17 protein-coding genes are annotated in these 17,316 nt (G+C 60.9%); 7 read left to right on the forward strand and 10 right to left on the reverse strand.

Annotated features, from left to right (window positions below):
• Nucleotides 1-26: 26 nt before the first annotated feature.
• From ilvN to FB466_RS07105, 4 genes are all read right to left on the reverse strand, one after another.
• Nucleotides 27-536, reverse strand: a complete 510-nt coding sequence (gene ilvN / locus FB466_RS07090; RefSeq protein WP_141917186.1) for an acetolactate synthase small subunit — start codon at nt 534-536, stop codon at nt 27-29.
• 3 nt (nt 537-539) lie between these two features.
• Nucleotides 540-2,366: an acetolactate synthase large subunit gene (locus tag FB466_RS07095; protein WP_141917188.1), complete on the reverse strand. Its 1,827-nt coding sequence runs from the start codon at nt 2,364-2,366 to the stop codon at nt 540-542.
• Between the two features lie 118 nt (nt 2,367-2,484).
• Nucleotides 2,485-4,179, reverse strand: a complete 1,695-nt coding sequence (gene ilvD, locus FB466_RS07100; protein ID WP_141917191.1) for a dihydroxy-acid dehydratase — start codon at nt 4,177-4,179, stop codon at nt 2,485-2,487.
• Between the two features lie 50 nt (nt 4,180-4,229).
• Nucleotides 4,230-4,478 carry a hypothetical protein gene (locus tag FB466_RS07105; RefSeq protein ID WP_141917193.1) on the reverse strand — a complete coding sequence of 83 codons (249 nt, stop codon included), beginning with the start codon at nt 4,476-4,478 and terminating at the stop codon, nt 4,230-4,232.
• Nucleotides 4,479-4,647: 169 nt separating this feature from the next.
• On the opposite strand from FB466_RS07105, the gene FB466_RS07110 reads away from it, so the two are divergent.
• Nucleotides 4,648-5,115 carry a MarR family winged helix-turn-helix transcriptional regulator gene (locus FB466_RS07110; protein WP_141917195.1) on the forward strand — a complete coding sequence of 156 codons (468 nt, stop codon included), beginning with the start codon at nt 4,648-4,650 and terminating at the stop codon, nt 5,113-5,115.
• A 278-nt stretch (nt 5,116-5,393) separates the two neighbouring features.
• Nucleotides 5,394-6,782: a glyceraldehyde-3-phosphate dehydrogenase gene (locus FB466_RS07115; protein ID WP_425460906.1), complete on the forward strand. Its 1,389-nt coding sequence runs from the start codon at nt 5,394-5,396 to the stop codon at nt 6,780-6,782.
• 65 nt (nt 6,783-6,847) lie between these two features.
• On the opposite strand, the gene otsB is transcribed toward FB466_RS07115, so the two are convergent.
• Nucleotides 6,848-7,648, reverse strand: a complete 801-nt coding sequence (gene otsB, locus FB466_RS07120; RefSeq protein WP_170206056.1) for a trehalose-phosphatase — start codon at nt 7,646-7,648, stop codon at nt 6,848-6,850.
• Nucleotides 7,641-9,113 carry an alpha,alpha-trehalose-phosphate synthase (UDP-forming) gene (locus FB466_RS07125; RefSeq protein WP_141917890.1) on the reverse strand — a complete coding sequence of 491 codons (1,473 nt, stop codon included), beginning with the start codon at nt 9,111-9,113 and terminating at the stop codon, nt 7,641-7,643. Before FB466_RS07125 ends, otsB begins: the two co-directional genes overlap by 8 nt.
• 150 nt (nt 9,114-9,263) lie before the next feature.
• Here FB466_RS07125 and FB466_RS07130 point away from each other — a divergent pair, with 150 nt between their 5' ends.
• Together FB466_RS07130 and FB466_RS07135 are read left to right on the forward strand one after the other, a co-directional pair.
• Nucleotides 9,264-10,121: a sugar phosphate isomerase/epimerase family protein gene (locus FB466_RS07130; RefSeq protein ID WP_141917200.1), complete on the forward strand. Its 858-nt coding sequence runs from the start codon at nt 9,264-9,266 to the stop codon at nt 10,119-10,121.
• Between the two features lie 51 nt (nt 10,122-10,172).
• Complete coding sequence (locus FB466_RS07135; RefSeq protein ID WP_141917201.1) at nt 10,173-10,376, forward strand: hypothetical protein; 204 nt, start codon at nt 10,173-10,175, stop codon at nt 10,374-10,376.
• A 32-nt stretch (nt 10,377-10,408) separates the two neighbouring features.
• On the opposite strand, the gene FB466_RS07140 is transcribed toward FB466_RS07135, so the two are convergent.
• A complete protein-coding gene (locus FB466_RS07140; RefSeq protein ID WP_141917892.1) occupies nt 10,409-11,107 on the reverse strand; it encodes a LuxR C-terminal-related transcriptional regulator in 699 nt (232 codons plus the stop codon).
• A gap of 8 nt (nt 11,108-11,115) precedes the next feature.
• Nucleotides 11,116-12,354: an ATP-binding protein gene (locus tag FB466_RS07145; protein WP_246054573.1), complete on the reverse strand. Its 1,239-nt coding sequence runs from the start codon at nt 12,352-12,354 to the stop codon at nt 11,116-11,118.
• A 114-nt stretch (nt 12,355-12,468) separates the two neighbouring features.
• Here FB466_RS07145 and FB466_RS07150 point away from each other — a divergent pair, with 114 nt between their 5' ends.
• Nucleotides 12,469-14,031 (forward strand): PspC domain-containing protein, encoded by a 1,563-nt coding sequence (locus FB466_RS07150; protein WP_141917203.1) that lies wholly within the window; start codon nt 12,469-12,471, stop codon nt 14,029-14,031.
• A gap of 11 nt (nt 14,032-14,042) precedes the next feature.
• Nucleotides 14,043-14,441, forward strand: a complete 399-nt coding sequence (locus tag FB466_RS07155) for a hypothetical protein (RefSeq protein ID WP_141917205.1) — start codon at nt 14,043-14,045, stop codon at nt 14,439-14,441.
• Here FB466_RS07155 and mgrA read toward each other — a convergent pair.
• Nucleotides 14,438-15,442, reverse strand: coding sequence for an L-glyceraldehyde 3-phosphate reductase (gene mgrA, locus FB466_RS07160; RefSeq protein ID WP_141917207.1), 1,005 nt, complete (start codon nt 15,440-15,442; stop codon nt 14,438-14,440). The two genes, FB466_RS07155 and mgrA, sit on opposite strands and share 4 nt — an antisense overlap.
• A gap of 186 nt (nt 15,443-15,628) precedes the next feature.
• Here mgrA and FB466_RS07165 point away from each other — a divergent pair, with 186 nt between their 5' ends.
• Nucleotides 15,629-16,384, forward strand: a complete 756-nt coding sequence (locus FB466_RS07165) for a MerR family transcriptional regulator (protein ID WP_141917209.1) — start codon at nt 15,629-15,631, stop codon at nt 16,382-16,384.
• 12 nt (nt 16,385-16,396) lie between these two features.
• On the opposite strand, the gene FB466_RS07170 is transcribed toward FB466_RS07165, so the two are convergent.
• Complete coding sequence (locus FB466_RS07170; protein ID WP_141917212.1) at nt 16,397-17,212, reverse strand: PP2C family protein-serine/threonine phosphatase; 816 nt, start codon at nt 17,210-17,212, stop codon at nt 16,397-16,399.
• Between the last annotated feature and the right edge of the window lie 104 nt (nt 17,213-17,316).

Raw genomic sequence — 17,316 nt, forward strand, 5'->3', positions numbered from 1 at the left:
GTTTTTCTCCTTGTTTGTGATGTGGGTTAGTTCTTGAAAACGCGTTCGGTGATCGACTTGGAACCGCGGCCGATAGCCAGCAGTCCCGACTGGGCGATCTCCTTGATACCGTAGGGTTCCAGCACGCGCAGGAGCGCCTGGGTCTTACCGGAGTCTCCGGTGACCTCGATCACGAGAGCATCCGTTACCACGTCGATCACACGGGCACGGAACAGGTTGACGGCCTCAATCACCTGCGAACGGCTGCTGTTATCGACGCGCACCTTAATCAGCAGGTGCTCACGCTGCACGGATTGGGCAGGCTCAAGCTCCACAATCTTGATGACATTAATCAGTTTGTTGAGCTGCTTGGTCACCTGTTCCAGAGGCAGGGTGTCCACATCCACGACGACGGTGATACGCGAGAGGCCCTCAATTTCACTGTGGCCAACAGCGAGCGATTCGATATTGAATCCACGTCGGGCAAAGAGGCCGGCAACGCGGGTGAGCAGGCCAGGCTTGTCCTCGACCAGAAGGCTCAAAACGTGTGTGGTCATGGCCTAGTCCTCCTCATCCCACTCGGGGCTGTGATCCCGCGCATACTGTACGTAGTTGTTACTGACACCCTGGGGAACCATAGGCCACACCATCGAGTCTGCGCTCACGACGAAGTCGATCACCACGGGGCGGTCGTTCGTTTCGAGAGCGAGCCTAATGGCGGCATCCACTTCTTCCTCACGCTCCACCCTGATGCCGAGGCAGCCGTAGGCGTCGGCCATCTTTACAAAATCAGGCACTCGGACGGTGCCGTGGCCCGTGTTGAGGTCGGTGTGGGAGTGCCTGCCATCGTAAAAGAGGGTCTGCCACTGGCGCACCATGCCGAGCGACGAGTTGTTAATAATCGCCACCTTGATCGGGATGTTGTTAATCACGCACGTCGCCAACTCCTGATTGGTCATCTGGAAACACCCGTCACCATCAATCGACCACACATGCCGGTCTGGTTGGGCCACCTTCGCCCCCATCGCGGCGGGAACTGAATAACCCATGGTGCCCGCTCCACCGGAGTTGAGCCAGGAGTTGGGACGCTCGTACTTGATAAACTGGGCCGACCACATCTGATGCTGCCCCACGCCCGCGGCGTAGACCCCCTCGGGACCGGTCAACTCCCCAATACGCTCAATCACGTACTGCGGTGCCAGGAGGCCGTCCGTGGGAGTGGCATAACCAAGTGGGAACTTGTCCCGCAGCCCGTTGAGATAGACCCACCACTCGGAGTAGTCGGGCGCGGTTTCACGGAAATTGGCCTCGACCGTGTGGGTAAGGTCGGCGAGCACCTCCTTGGCGTCGCCCACGATCGGCACATCGGCGACGCGAATCTTGGAGATCTCGGCCGGGTCGATATCCACGTGGATAATCTTCGAGTGGGGCGCAAAGAGCGCTGCCTTACCCGTCACCCGGTCATCGAAACGGGCCCCCAACGCCACGATCAGATCGGCTTCCTGAAGCGCCAGCACGGCCGGCACCGTACCGTGCATTCCCGGCATGCCGAGGTGATGCGGATGGGAATCAGGGAAGGCACCTCGAGCCATCAACGTGGTGACAACCGGCGCACCAGTTGCCTCCGCGAGGGCCCGAAGCTCTTCGGCAGCGTGTGCCCGAATAATCCCACCACCCACGTAGAATACCGGTTTTTTGGCTTCACCGATCAACTGAGCCGCTGCCTGAATCTGCTTGCTATTGGCTTTGGTTACGGGGCGATAGCCGGGGAGGTCAACCTTCGGGTTCCAGACGAAGTCAAACTCCTCCTGCTGCGCATCCTTCGTAATATCCACCAACACGGGGCCAGGCCTGCCCGTCCCCGCAATGTGATATGCGGACGCGATAGCGTTTTGGATATCCGCCGCCCGAGTCACCAGGATCGAGTGCTTAGTGATCGGCATCGTAATGCCCACAATATCCGCCTCCTGGAACGCATCGGTGCCCATGAGAGTCGAGAAAACTTGGCCGGTGATCGCCAGCAGCGGGACGGAGTCCATATACGCATCGGCGATGGCCGTGACGAGGTTCGTAGCCCCCGGGCCCGAAGTGGCGATACACACGCCAACCTTGCCACTGGAGGAGGCGTAGCCCTCGGCCGCATGGCCAGCACCCTGTTCGTGGCGCACCAGAATGTGCCGCAGCTTTGTGCTGTCCATCAGGGGGTCATACACCGGCAGGATGGCCCCGCCGGGAAGACCAAAAACATCCGTCACGCCCAGGTTCTCGAGGCTGCGAACCACAGCAGCCGCACCGGTGATGCGCTCACCGGCCGGGGACTGGTTCGTACGGCTGCGTGCCGTGCTACCTCCGGGTGTGGGGATGACGGGAATTGATTCCGTAGTCATTCGTGTTCTTTCAACTATCTCTTGCAGTGGCGTGAAAATGAAAAGTTGACTTCCCGACGCGTACCTGTGGCTAGTGTCCACCGCCACGAGGGGGTGTGGCGGCGAACGCCAGAAACGGCTAGCCCGTGATCGCGCCCTCAGACGCGGAGTGCACCAGCTTGGAGTACTTGGCCAAAACGCCGCGGGTGTAGCGCGGGGGAAGCGGTGCCCAGCTTTCTTTGCGGGCGGCAAGCTCGTCAGCGTCAACCAGTAGGTCGAGGGTGCGAGCAGCGATGTCAACCCGAATCAGGTCACCGTCGCGAACGAAGGCAATTGGACCTGCGTCCACAGCCTCCGGTGCAATATGGCCGATACAGAGTCCGGTTGTGCCGCCTGAGAATCGACCATCCGTCAACAGTAGTACATCTTTGCCCAGTCCCGCACCCTTGATCGCTCCGGTAATCGCGAGCATCTCACGCATACCCGGACCACCCTTGGGCCCCTCGTAGCGAATAATAACCACATCGCCCGCACCAATCTTGCCTTCGGTGAGAGCGTCCATGGCAGCGCGTTCGCGTTCGAATACACGCGCGGGACCCTCGAAAATCTCCAGGTCAAACCCTGCTGTCTTCACAACGGCACCCTCGGGGGCGAGCGAGCCGTGCAGCACGGACAGCCCGCCGCTGACATGGATGGGGTTGTCAAGTGTACGAATAACCTCACCGTCCACGGGGTCTGGGTTGAGCTCGGCCAGGTTTTCGGCAACAGTCTTACCCGTCACGGTGAGGCAGTCCCCGTGAATGAGACCGGCATCCAAAAGCGCCTTCATCACGACAGGAACGCCGCCGTGGCGGTCAACATCATTCATAACATACTGACCGAACGGCTTGAGATCACCGATGTGCGGCACTCTATCGCCGATACGGTTGAAATCCTCGAGTGTAAGGTCAACCTCGGCCTCGCGCGCGATGGCGAGGAGATGGAGGACCGCATTGGTCGAGCCACCAAACGCCATGACCACGGCGATGGCATTTTCGAATGCCTTCTTTGTCATGATGTCGCGGGCCGTAATGCCCTGGCGAATCAGGTTGACAACGGCCTCGCCCGAGCGGTGAGCGTAATAGTCACGACGACGGTCGGCGCTGGGGGGAGCAGCCGAGCCGGGAAGGCTCATACCGATGGCCTCGGCCACACTCGCCATAGTGTTTGCGGTGTACATCCCACCACAGGCTCCCTCGCCCGGAGCGATCGCACACTCGATACGCTTGAGATCTTCCTCACTCATGGTGCCAGCTTTGCAAGCCCCCACAGCCTCAAACGCATCAATAATTGTGACGCTCTTCTCGGTGCCATCCGTGAGCTTCACCCACCCGGGAGCAATAGAGCCGGCGTAGAGGAAAACGGACGCGAGGTCCAGTCTCGCTGCCGCCATCAGCATCCCGGGCAGCGACTTATCACAGCCAGCCAGGAGGACGGAGCCGTCCAGGCGTTCAGCCATCATGACGGTCTCCACAGAGTCAGCGATCACCTCACGGGAGACGAGCGAGAAATGCATCCCCTCGTGGCCCATGGAGATACCGTCGGAAACTGAAACGGTACCAAATTGCAACGGATAACCGCCACCCGCATGAACACCCTCTTTGCAGCCCTGCGCGAGCCGATCAAGACTGAGATTGCAGGGGGTAATCTCGTTCCACGAACTGGCGACCCCAATTTGCGGTTTATCCCAGTCTTCGTCTCCCATACCGACGGCTCGAAGCATCCCGCGCGAGGCTGCTTTCTCGATGCCATCAGTCACTTCACGACTGCGTGGTTTGATATCGATTTCAGGCATGGTAAGAGCATACCGTCGAGAAGATACCCATTCCGACACGGAATTATCGGCTACCCGTCAAGTTTGGGCACCAGCCACAGGGCCACCCAGAAGCCGAAGCTGACAAGAAAGCTGCCGCCCGCGTAATACCAGAGCGCGTTATCGAGATCACGGTACGCGGCATCAAAGATGAAGAAACTGCCAAACAGGCTTCCGAACGCGAAAATCAGGCCGAGGATCGAAATCAGCCGGGAGGTGCCAGCGGAGCGGCCCTCCGTGTCGGAGTTAACAAGAACGGGAACATCGTGACGAACGGTCATGATCCACCTTCGGGTCAGTAGGAGCGTTAACTATTTGCCCTCTAACCCTAGCGGGTATAAACAATAGTTTGAACTATCCCCGCACTTTCTCCAGTTGTCATGATTACAATAAAGGTCGCGCGATAATTCGCGCTTTCTCGCCCCGACAGCACATCACACAAGGAGATCCGTGGCACCCGCTGAGAAGAACCGTCTGGCACTCGAAGGTCAAGTTTGCTTTGCGCTTTCCGTAGCATCGCGCAGCATCGTCAACACGTACCGCGAGGTCCTAGAGCCGCTCAATCTCACGCACCCACAGTACCTCGTGATGCTTGCCCTGTGGCAGTACGAGCCCGTCTCGCTCACTCAACTCAGCCAACACCTCAAGCAGGACAGCGGAACCCTGTCTCCTCTCGTTAAACGACTTGAAGGCCAGGGGCTCCTCCAGCGCACCCGTGTTGCCGGTGACGAGCGCACGCTGTCGATCACGCTCACAGAAAAAGGCCATAACCTACGCACGCAGGCCGAGCCCATCCCCGATGCCATTGCCGAACGTCTCGGAATGAGTTGGGACGAGTTGGAGGCCCTTCACGCTTCCATGACCAAGCTGATTGAGCGGTCATCAACACACGGCACAGATACGAAAGACTCGCACTAGCCGCCCTGCGTCAAGGAGCCTCACGCTTCACCGGGTATCCGGACCATGCCTCCGCCAATGGCTCGGCCCTCGGTGAGCTCACGCTAGACTAGTGCCCACGGGAACTGCGCATTGTGACACCACATCATGATGGGCATCGTTCCCGTTTGTCTTTTAACCCGGGGGCAACTCCCTCGAACGGTCTCGATGGCGAGGCCGCCACAGAAAGGAAGTCAGTGAAACACACATCCGACGCCCACCTCAGCGAATGGCTCACCCGGCAAGAACACGCCGAGGCAATGATCCCCCTCATCGGACATCTTTACCGTGAGCACGGCGTTGTCACGTCAATCTACGGGCGCAGTCTGGTCAATCAGTCCGCCGTTGACATTTTGAAAGCGCACCGATTTGCCCGTCAGGTTGATGACGTCGAACTTTCGATTCACGATACACTTCCCCTTCTCCAGGCCATCAGCGCACTCCAACCGGGTGCCGCCTCTATCGATCTGGCGGGCCTCCTCGCCGACAAACGCGCGGGTCACTCTGACGAGGAGCTAGATACCTACCTTCGCGGGGTTCTCGACAGCGTACTGGGCGATAACACCGCACCGCGACGCGAGCCTACCGATGTAGTCCTCTACGGATTTGGTCGGATCGGTCGCCTACTGGCCCGCATCCTGATCGGATACTCGGGCGGGGACTACGGTCTGCGCCTACGTGCAATCGTGGTACGCAAGGGATCCGATAACGATCTCGAGAAACGCGCAAGCCTCCTGCGGCGCGACTCGGTACACGGACCCTTCGACGGGACCATCTCGGTTGATCACGAGAACAACGCGATTCGGGCCAACGGCGTTCTCATCCAGGTCATCTACTCAAACGACCCCGCCACCATCGACTACACCGACTACGGCATCAGCGACGCGGTCATCGTCGATAACACGGGCCGCTGGCGCGACGAGGCGGGACTATCACAACACCTCAAGGCCACGGGGGCCGCGCGCGTTGTGCTCACCGCCCCCGGCAAAGGGGCACTCAAAAACGTGGTGCACGGCATCAACCACAGCACGATCCAGGATGACGACCTCATCGTTACGGCCGCGTCCTGCACCACGAACGCGATCACTCCGGTACTGAAAGTCCTCAACGACGAGTACGGCATCGTGCACGGCCATGTGGAAACGGTGCACTCGTTTACCAACGACCAGAACCTCATAGATAATTTCCACAAGGGCGACCGCCGCGGCCGCTCCGCAGCCCTCAACATGGTCATTACCGAGACGGGTGCCGCAAGCGCCGTCACGAAGGCCCTGCCAGAACTCGGCGGTAAACTGACGGGCAACGCCATCCGCGTACCCACACCCGATGTGTCGATGGCGATCCTCAATCTGACTCTCGACCGTGAAACAGACAAAGAAACGGTCAACAGTTACCTCCGCGATATCTCGCTCACCTCGTCACTCCGCAAGCAAATCGACTACATCGACTCCCCCGAAGTGGTCTCAACCGACTTTGTGGGCTCACGCAAGGCGGGCATCGTCGATGGCCTCGCCACGATCAGCAGCGGCAAGAACCTTGTGCTGTATGTCTGGTACGACAACGAGTTCGGCTACAGCTGCCAAGTCATCCGAGTGCTGGAGGAGATCGGGCGCGTGCACCCGCCAGCATTCCCGGCGCTGGGAGAGTAGCCGCGAGAGCGAGAAACAAGCGGGCGGGCCTCCGAGGAGGCCCGCCCGTCCTCACCGCAACGTGGTCAGCCCAGTGTGGCTTCAGCCCGCAAATCAGCGAGAAGTACCAGCGCATCAGCAACATCGGCGGGGCCGGCAACACGCTGCCTGGCCGCGGTATCACCGTGTCCGCTCTTCAGGCTGAGATCTGGGTGACGCATAACAACGAAGACATCTTCATCAGTCTCGTCGTCCCCCGCGTAGAGTGCGGCGTCGGCCTCAGTAATGGCCCGTAACAGGGCGAATGCCTCACCTTTCGTGGCGGAGCGGACGGAGACTTCCAGCACGTTCTTCCCCCCACGGATGGTGATGTCTCCGCCCTCCGCCCGCAGAGCAACGAGAGCCTCCCTCTCGGCGACCGCAGCGTCTTCGGGCCTCGACAGGCGCGTATGGAGTGCGAAACCGGCCGGTTTCACCTCGACCCAGGCACCTCGGAATCGTCCGGCAACAGCCTGAAGAATCTCGCCTAACCGTCGCACCCGATTTTCTTCCTCCGGGTCAAGGCCCAGCGGAGTCTGCTCCCCGGGATAGCGGGTCTCCGCCCCGTGGGAACCGGCCAGAAGCACAGCATCCGGCATGTCGGCGACCGAGACAAGGGAGTCTAAAGCACGCCCGGAAATGAGGGCCACACGCGTGCGGGGCAGATCAAGCAGCCGCAGCAGCGCAACCCGGGCAGCGGGCAGGGCGCGGGCAGCGGCCGGGTCGTCTACCTCGGGCGCAAGTGTGCCATCAAAGTCAACGGCGACCAACAGGGTGGTCGCCTCCGCCAAGCGTTGCAGCTCACGAGCAAGATCAGTGGGCAGTGAAGAGGGCACGGATTCATTCATAGCGCTGGACATCCTCCGGATCGGTCGGGGCGGGCTGGCGAAGCGCAGGAAACTCATCAAGTGCACTCAGGAACGAACGCGACCATCGTGCCACGTCGTGAAGGGCCACACGTTTGCGCAGGTAGCGCATCCGGCGTTCCTGTTCAGAAACACTCATGGTGACGGCCTGCATCACGGTATCTTTTAACCCCTCAATGTCGTGGGGATTCACGAGAAGGGCCTGCTTCAACTCGTCGGAGGCACCAGCAAACTCGCTCAAAATCAGCACACCCCTGCGATCAAACCGCGTGGCCACGTATTCCTTGGCGACCAGGTTCATCCCATCGCGCAGGGCGGTGACGAGCATAATGTCGGCAGCGAGGTAGAGGGCCGCCATCTCCTCGCGCGGGTAGCCGTGGTGCAGGTAGTGCACCGCGGTGTCGGCGATGGTGCCATAGTCACCGTTGAGCCGACCCACGGTCAGCTCGATCTCATCACGCAACAACCGATAGGTTTCCACCCGCTCACGACTGGGACTGGCGACCTGCACCAGGGTGGCATTCTCAACGGTCAGTCGGCCCTCACACAACAGCTCACTAAACGCCTTAAGCCGGTGGCGGATGCCTTTGGTGTAATCAAGCCGATCCACGCCGAGCATGATGGTCTTGTGTTCCCCCAGCTGCTGCCGAATCTCGGCGGCGCGGGCCTGAACATCTGGACGACGCGCCAACTCTTCAAACCCGGCGCTGTCGATTGAGATGGGAAAGCTCTTAGCAAGGATCTGGCGGAAGGTGCCGTCTGATTGCGGCTCCATGATGCGGGCACTCTTCGTCTCGTAGCCCATCAGACGGCGCACAGAGCGCTGAAAATTACCGGCGTCCGCAGGTCGCTGGAACCCGATCACGTCGGCTCCCAGCACACCGTTAATAATCTGCTTACGCCACGGTAACTGCGAGAAAAGCCCGTAGGCCGGAAACGGGATGTGGTTGAAAAAGCCAATCGTGAGATCCGGCCGCAGGCTGCGCAGAATGCGCGGTACCAGTTGAAGTTGGTAATCGTGGACCCACACGGTCGCCTCGGGGGCGGCAATCGCCGCAGCAGTCTCAGCAAAACGTTGGTTAACGCGCTGATAGCTAATCCACCACTCACGGTGATAGGCCGGCGAGGCGATCACATCGTGATATAGCGGCCAAATCGTGTCGTTGGAAAAGCCCTCGTAGAACTCCTCAATGTCCTGCGCGCTGAGTGTCACCGGAACGAGGTCAATTCCTCCCTCCGTGAAGGGATCAAACGTCTCGTCGGGCACGCCCGGCCAGCCCAACCACACGCCGCCGTTCTCACGCATGACCGGCTCCATCGCGGTCACCAAACCACCCGGTGAAGTGCGCCACTCCGGCACACCATCGGCGTCCAGGACCCGGTCAACGGGTAAGCGGTTAGAGATACACACAAAATCGTGCAGAACATCGGTCCGTGGCACGGCCATCTGCGGCTTGTTCACTACGCCCGCCCTTCGGTCATTGCGGTCATATCGACAACGCTGAGCATATGTTCACACCCTACCAGCCTGAGATTTTCCCGCAGATCTACCCGTTATTCGCGCAACGTTCAGTTTGAAGGACTACCGTGAGGAGTAATGATTCGTCTAGGTCTGAGTACGTCAAGCGTCTACCCGCTCGATATTGAGAGCGGCTTCCGGCTCGCCCAGCAAGCGGGTTTCGATGGTATCGAGGTCATGGTTACCCGGGATAAACGGACGCAAAATCTCACCTCACTGCGCGAGCTATCCGACAGATACTCGATGCCGATTCTGTCGATTCACGCCCCGGTCCTCCTGCTCACCCACTTTGTGTGGGGTACCGATCCACAACGTAAACTGGAACGCACCGCCGAGCTCGCACAGGCTCTCACAGCCAAGACCGCGGTAGTGCACCCACCGTTCCGGTGGCAATCTGATTATGCCGACCACTTTATGGAGATCGTGGCCCAGATATCCGACACCACAGGCGTCGAAATAGCGGTTGAGAACATGTTCCCTTGGAAAGTCAAAGGCACGAGCGTCAAGGCATACTCCCCCGGTTGGGATGTCACGCAGTTTGAGTGCGCAGCCACCACCCTCGACTTCTCACACGCGGCGCTCGCCGGCCAGGATGCCTTTGATGTGATGACCCGCCTCGGGCCGCGCCTGCGCCACGTACACCTGTGCGACGGCTCCGGTTCTCTCGACGAGGGCAAAGTCTTTGACGAGCACCTTCTCCCCGGGCACGGCGGGCAACCTGTCGCAGCGGTGTTGCGCGCACTCGCCACATCCGGATGGTCGGGGAGCGTGGTCGCCGAAATCAACACGCGCAAGGCGAAGACCGATGATGAACGTCTCGCGCTGCTGATCGAAACCCGTGAGTTTGCACAGGCCCACATCCACCCAATAACGACCACCCCGTCCCGCATACATCGCCGGATGCGTCGCCTTGCGGATCTGATTCCCGGACGCTAACGGCTTGGTTCGTCTACGCACACACGGTAACGTGGTGCACGGAGGTTTTCTATGTCGATCAGTAAGTACATTCTCAACGGTGGCATTATCGGTTCTGCCGTGAGCCTGGTGAGCACCATTAAGAAAACCGAAAACAGCCCCCGTGATTGGCGCACAATTCTGACCTGGGTGATCTGGGGATGCACCCTCGCCATCGCTATCGGCTCGGTCGCCCTACGCGACAGCGACAAAGCTTATGAGGAACTACATAAATAACAGCTAGCCGAGGGGTTCCCGCCGCAACCCGCCTAGAGCAGCTTCCGATCAAGCGCCCAGGCGGTGAGTTCGTGACGTGACGAGAATTGCAACTTCCGCAGCACCGCCGAAACGTGCGTCTCGACAGTCTTGACCGAGATAAACAGCTCGGCTGCGGCCTCCTTGTAGGAATAACCTCGGGCGATGAGCCGCATCACCTCCTGCTCTCTGGCCGACAACCGATCAAGCTCATCGGTAGTCTGTGCAGTCTCACCGGCGACAGCCCCAAATGCGTCAAGCACGAAGCCGGCGAGGCGCGGCGAGAAGACGGCATCCCCCTCGGAGACCCTGTTCACAGCCTCAGAGACCTCTCCTCCTGAGGAGCTTTTGGTGATGTAGCCTCGCGCTCCGGCCCGAATCACCCGCACCACATCATCCGCAGCATCCGAAACGCTCAGCGCAAGGAAAAGAGTGCCTGGACAGGCAGCGGCGGCCCGCTGGATCACCTCGGCCCCACCGCCACCACGGCCACCGGGCAAGTGCACGTCAAGGAGCACAACGCGTGGCTGTGTTGAGGTCACCACCGCAATGGCCTCGTCCACGTTCGCTGCCTCGCCCAGAACCCGCAGGCTGGGGGCGAGTTCGGCGCGCAGCCCGGTGCGGAAGATGGAGTGATCGTCAACAATCACAACAGAAATCTCGGAAGCGGCTGCAGCTACTGGGTTCAGCTGGTCATCCTGCGGGTCTATCATCATAGTTCCTACTTCTCTCCCGTTGATTCCGATGCGACCAGGGGAAGCCGCACACGGACCTCGGTCCCCACCCCGCCGGGGCCGCGACTCACGCGGGCGTCGCCACCGGCCCGCTCCATGCGGGCCACAATCGACTCGCGCACTCCGTGGCGATCATCGGGAACCTCCTCCAGGGTAAACCCAGGGCCGCGATCCACCACGCTCAGCTCCCACGACCCCGCACCACATTCCAAAAAAACGGAGATGGTGCCACCCGCGTGCCGCGCCGCATTGAGCATGGCCTCACGAGCCGCAGCACCAAAAACCTCGAACCCCGCCGTGGGCGGAGTACCAATCACGACCAGGTCAAATCGGGCCGGAAAATCGGCCTCAATCTCGGCGGCCGCAGCACGGACCTGTTCGGCCAGGTCGCGATCTGGCGTGACATCTGCCTCGCCAAAGAGCCAGTCGCGCAACTCACGTTCCTGAGCCCGAGCGATACGAGCAATATCACTCTGAGCATCGGACTTCTGCTGGATCAAAGCCAGGGTCTGCAACACCGAGTCGTGCAGGTGCGCGGCGATCTCGGCTCGCTCCAGGTCGCGGGCACGGGCGGCGCGCTCCTCGCTCAGGTCACGATTGAGGCGAGCCAGCCACGGGGCCACCACAACGGCTACTCCCAGCAACACGGAGAGTGCCGCCACGATGACGGTCCACACATTCGGTCGATCACCCATCACAAAGAAGAGCAGAATGCCGAGAGCTACCAAGACAACGGCCCCCAAAATCCGAACCAGTGCCGACGACCCACTCGAATGCGACGCGCGACGGATACCGTCAAATTGCCGCCAGGCTAGGCCAACGCCCGCACAGATCACGACAAGCGGGATGATGAGCGACAGCGGAACCTCCACCCCCAACTGCCGGGCAACGAGGGCCAGCCCGATGACGAGGAGCGCCAGCCCGAGCAGGATTTCGGTGAGCGGGAGACGCCTGACACCCGGCCCCTTCAAGGCGTCCTCCTCGTTACCGGATGGACGCTGAAGAACCTCACTGGCGCTTTTCGGGATGCCAGCCAGCGTTCCGTCACCCGAGGGGGTCGTGACCCACAGCCAAGCGTAGAAGACAAACCCTGCCCCACCGGCCGCAGCGCTGGCCAGCATCAGCGTACGAATAAGCGACACCGACCACCCCGTATGCTGCGCCAACCCGGTGCAGACACCACCAATAACACGCAGACGGGGGCGGACCATGACAGATGTACTCACGCAGCTATCCAAACACGATGAAGGGTACCCCCGATACCTCAGCGACGGAGTTCAGGGTTCGCTCAGGGTCTTCCCCCATAGTGCGTTTTCCCCTGGTTGGCCAGACTTTAACACATGACACAGCACAATGTTCCTCCCACTGGAGGCGCACAAACCTCACCTCCGAGCCCCGGAGCGTCCTTTTTCGGTTGGGTACGCAGCCTCAACCTGGTTCGCTCCGATGACGGGTGGTTAGCCGGGGTGTGTGCAGGCATCGCACGCCGCACTAACCTCGACCCGCTCATCATCCGTGGCCTCGCCCTCGTGGTCGCTCTCTTCGGCGGACCCGTCCTCTTCCTGTACGCTCTCGCCTGGCTACTACTGCCGGATGCTCGCGGCAAGATCCACCTAGAACGGGTCACTCAGGGCGTGGTCGAAGGGCCCACAATTGCCATCGGTGCGGTCATGCTGGTGTCATTCTTCCCCGCATTTCAGGGCCTCTGGTGGGCGGGCCCCCCCGGATGGTGGGGGATGCCGGACTGGCTGGAAGTCACGTTCCGCCTGGCCTGGGGTGTTCTCGTCACAGGGGGTGTCATCTGGCTGATTATCGTCATCGCACAGCGCGCCCAGCGCGACGGCTGGGGCCGCGGATATCGCGGCCCGGACGCCCCCCACGGCTACCCGTACTACGGTCCAACCGGTGAGCCGGGCGGAAACCCGTCGGCAGGAGAGCCACCGACGGCAACGACACCCCCACCCACGGCCGACGGCCCGATAGCCGACGGCCCCACCGGTTCGACGAACCCCGCGGCTCCCGGTCACGACTCGACGCCGGGAGCATCAGGCGCAAACACCTCACAATCTACCGCAACCGGGGGGTACCCACCCCGCACTAGCGAGTGGCATCGAATCCAAGCCGAGAAGAATCGGCAACGCGCCGAAGCGCGCGCGGACCGCGCCACACGGTGGCAGGCCCGAGGCGACCAGCGGGCCACCCATCATGGTGAGCGCGAGGAGTACCATCGCCGGCGCCCAGAGGCCGCCTTTGTAGCCATCTTCCTGGGGGTGGCGCTGATCGCCGGAACCCTCACGGCCGCCCTAACCGGCTACCTGGGTACGGCACCGCTCACGGGCTCCGCCGCCACCGCTTTCGGGGCCGCCGTAGCCCTGGCCGTGGTCGGCGTGGGAGTTGTGATCGCAGGAATTCGCGGTCGTCACAGTAGCGGCCTCGGGTTTGCCGCCTTCTGCCTCATGGCTGCAACGCTTGTCTTCGGAGTGTTTCCGACAGGGACACAGTTCATGCCTTTGGGCACCCCCGAGTGGAATGTGACGAGCGCACCCGCGGGTGAAACCCAGGGGTTTGTGCTGCTGGGAGGCACCGCAACACTTGATCTCTCCACGCTGGACAGTCGCGCTGCCGACACTGGCGGCGATGTGACTCTCTGGCTCGGCGGCGGGGTCACCCGAGTGATCCTCCCAAACGAGGGCACGATCGTGGTGGAGTCCAACGCATTCGCCGGCAGTGTTAGTTACGGCTCCCTTGGTAACGGCACCAGCCGCAGCGGGGCACTCGTCAGTGAACGAATCGTCGTCCGCGACGGCACCGTGCTCTCCGCAGGGACAGCGATACCGGTCAACACCACAACGGTGCGGCTGTGGTACGCCGCCGGTAACGCCGACATCAGCATCAAAAACTAGCAAGGAATACCATGAACGAGGACAGCACAACCAACTCACCGACGGACACCACACCCGCACAGCCCACCGGGGATGACACCCCCGTGACGCCCCAATCCGCCCACCCCATAACGGAGGGCGGCAACACCACGGGAGGAATCACATGGGAGGCGGTCACCAGTCCCACAACGGCATCAACGGAATCCATCCCCGACTCGCCGATGTCGCCGCAGAGTGCTCCGGCCACGCTCACAGCCAGCTTCGGCACAATCCTCACGGGGGTATTCCTCATCGGCTGGGCCCTCGTGATTGTGCTACTGGTCACGCAGCCGCAGACGGCAAATCTCGGCATCATCGTTATCGGCGGGATTCTCGTGACCGGAATCCTCCTGCTCAGCGCAGGGATTGCCGCCGCGCTACGAAAGCCTTAGAGCCCCGTACCATGCACCGCGTACGGCTCAATTGCGACCAGCTCAGCCGGTGTGAGACGTGGGGCGCGGAGAGCCGTGACGCTCTGCTCCAATTGGGCGACGCTGGAGGCCCCCACGAGAGCGGAGGTCACCTGAGGCTGCCGTAGCACCCACGCGAGCGCCAATTGGGCAAGGGTTTGACCACGCCCCTGAGCAATCTCGTTGAGAGCCCTCGCTCGCACGAGATAGGTTTCGTTCACCCGCTCCACCGGAAGGAAACGACTCGTGGCTGCCCGTGAGTCCTGCGGAATGGTTCCGTCCAGGTAACGATCCGTCAACAACCCCTGAGCCAGAGGAGAGAATACAATCGAGCCGATACCCTCCTCGGCAAGCACGGGGAAGAGACCATCCTCAATATGCCGGTCGAACATCGAATATCGCGGCTGGTGAATGAGCAGGTGGATCTTGTGCTCGGCCAGCGCCGCCACCATACGCCGCGTCTGCTCCGGGTCATAGTTAGACACCCCCACGTAGAGCGCTTTCCCGCTCGTGACGGCATAGGCAAGGGCACCGGCTGTCTCCTCAATCGGGGTCTCCGGGTCGGGGCGGTGGTGGTAAAAAATATCGACGTAGTCGAGGCCCATCCGCTCCAGACTCTGGTCAAGAGAGGCCAACACATATTTCCGTGAGCCGTGGTCACCATAGGGCCCGGGCCACATATCAAATCCGGCCTTCGACGAAATAATAACTTCGTCCCGATACGCAAGGAAGTCCTCGTGAAAGAGACGACCAAAGTTGGTCTCGGCCGAACCGTAGGGTGGCCCGTAGTTGTTTGCCAGGTCAAAGTGCGTCACACCCAGATCAAACGCACGACGAAGAATAGCGCGCTGCGAATCGGTGGTACGGGTGTGGCCAAAATTGTGCCACAAGCCCAGAGAGATCTCGGGCAGTTTCAGTCCCGATCGCCCCACTCTCTGATAAGACATCTCGTCATAGCGGTTATCGTTGGCAATAAATGTCATGCGTTTCCTCGTCGCTGTGCTGACCGGAGAGGCTTCAGAGGGAAACCACGCCGGAGTGAGTCTAGGAGAAGCCTACGCCACACGCACGGTACCGCACAGGGCTATGCAATCCTGGCCGCTTGACCTTGACGTAACGTCAAGCAGTAGCGTAGCGGTGACGCCACAGCACCGGGAAGGACAGCCACTATGGAAAGATCGATTCAGGATGTCGCACGATTGACGGGAACAACGTCCCGCACCCTGCGCCACTATGACAGCATCGGACTTCTCACCCCCAGCCGAATCGGGCAGAACGGATACCGTTATTACGATGGGCACGCGCTCGTCATTTTGCAGCGGATTCTGCTGCTCCGTCAGCTGGGCCTAGGCCTCGACTCGATCGCCACGATTATCGCCGGCGAACGAGACGATGCGGAGGCTCTCCAGACCCACCTGCGCTGGCTAGAAACACAACGGGAACGACTTAACCGCCAGATTCGCGCGGTTGAGCACACCCTCAGCACGCTCACAACAGGAGAAAAACTCATGGCAGAAGACATGTTTGACGGATTCGACCACACTGACTATCGAGAGGAGACCGAGGAACGCTGGGGCGCGGATCGCTACGCAGCGAGCGATGCTTGGTGGCGTGCACTCACGGACGCAGAAAGGAAGGAGTTCCTCACCGAGCAGGTCAGGATCCAAGATGAGTTTGGCACCGCTCAGGCGGCAGGCCACGCCCCCGAGAGTGTGGAAGCCCAGGCGGTTGCCGCGCGACAGTGCGCCTGGATCGCGCGGTCAGCCCGGGGTTCCGGCATGAAGATGACCCAGGAATACGTGATCGGACTGGGGGAAATGTACGTAGCCGACCCACGGTTTCGGAAGAGTTACACACGCCATAGCCCACAGGGTGCCGAGTATGTACGCGACGCACTACGTGTCTACGCGGAGACGAGCCTATAGTCACCGACCCGGCTAGCTGGTGTAGGTGTCCTCCATGGGGAGGTACTCCGCCTCCACCACATCTATCACTACGATTGTGACGTTGTCACGCCCGCTATTGCCCAGCGACTGCTTAATGAGCTGACGTGCTGCCTCCTCAGGCGTGGCAGCGTCACCCAAAAAATGCTGGATACCGTGGTCAGTCAATTCTTTCGTCAGCCCATCCGAGCAGATCAAGATACGCTGCCCCTCGACAAGCGCGAGCTGCACATAGTCTGGCACGGGTTCTTCGTTAAAGCCGACGGCGCGGGTGATCACGTTGCTGTGCGGGTGCGATTCGGCCTCGACCGGAGTGATCGCGCCCGTATCAATGAGGTGTTGGACCACCGAGTGATCAACCGTGATCTGACTCAGAGCACCCTCAAAAAGCTGATACACACGCGAATCGCCGATGTTAAAGCAGTCCCAGACGAGCGATCCATTGTGCGAGGCCAGGGCGACCCCGGTCACCGTGGTCCCGGTGCCCAGGTCGCTATCACCAGCGTTAATCTCGATGTCCTCAACAGCAGCGCTCAGCGCCGCGTCGATCTCGCTACGGGCAACCGTAAGCGGGCCGCCTAACTCACCCAGCCGACGAACAACCGCAGCGCTGGCAATATCCCCGGCGGAGTGTCCCCCCATCCCATCAGCAACCGCAAAGATGGGAGGTACTGTAACATAGCTGTCTTCGTTGACCTCTCGACGATATCCCACATCCGTCAAGGCAAACCAGGACAGGGATACACGAATGGGGTTCAAATCGTCGGCTGAGAAAGTGTAGTCGCTCTTGTTACTACCGACCTCTGTCATACGGATGCCTTTCTCACACCACGAGCCTAGCGGGTACAACACGTGGAACGCGGCGCGACAGCGGGCGTGTACTCCATTTGATACCGGGCTCTGGTGACACGTTG

The sequence above is a fragment of the Klugiella xanthotipulae genome, assembly GCF_006716695.1.
GTDB lineage: Bacteria > Actinomycetota > Actinomycetes > Actinomycetales > Microbacteriaceae > Klugiella > Klugiella xanthotipulae.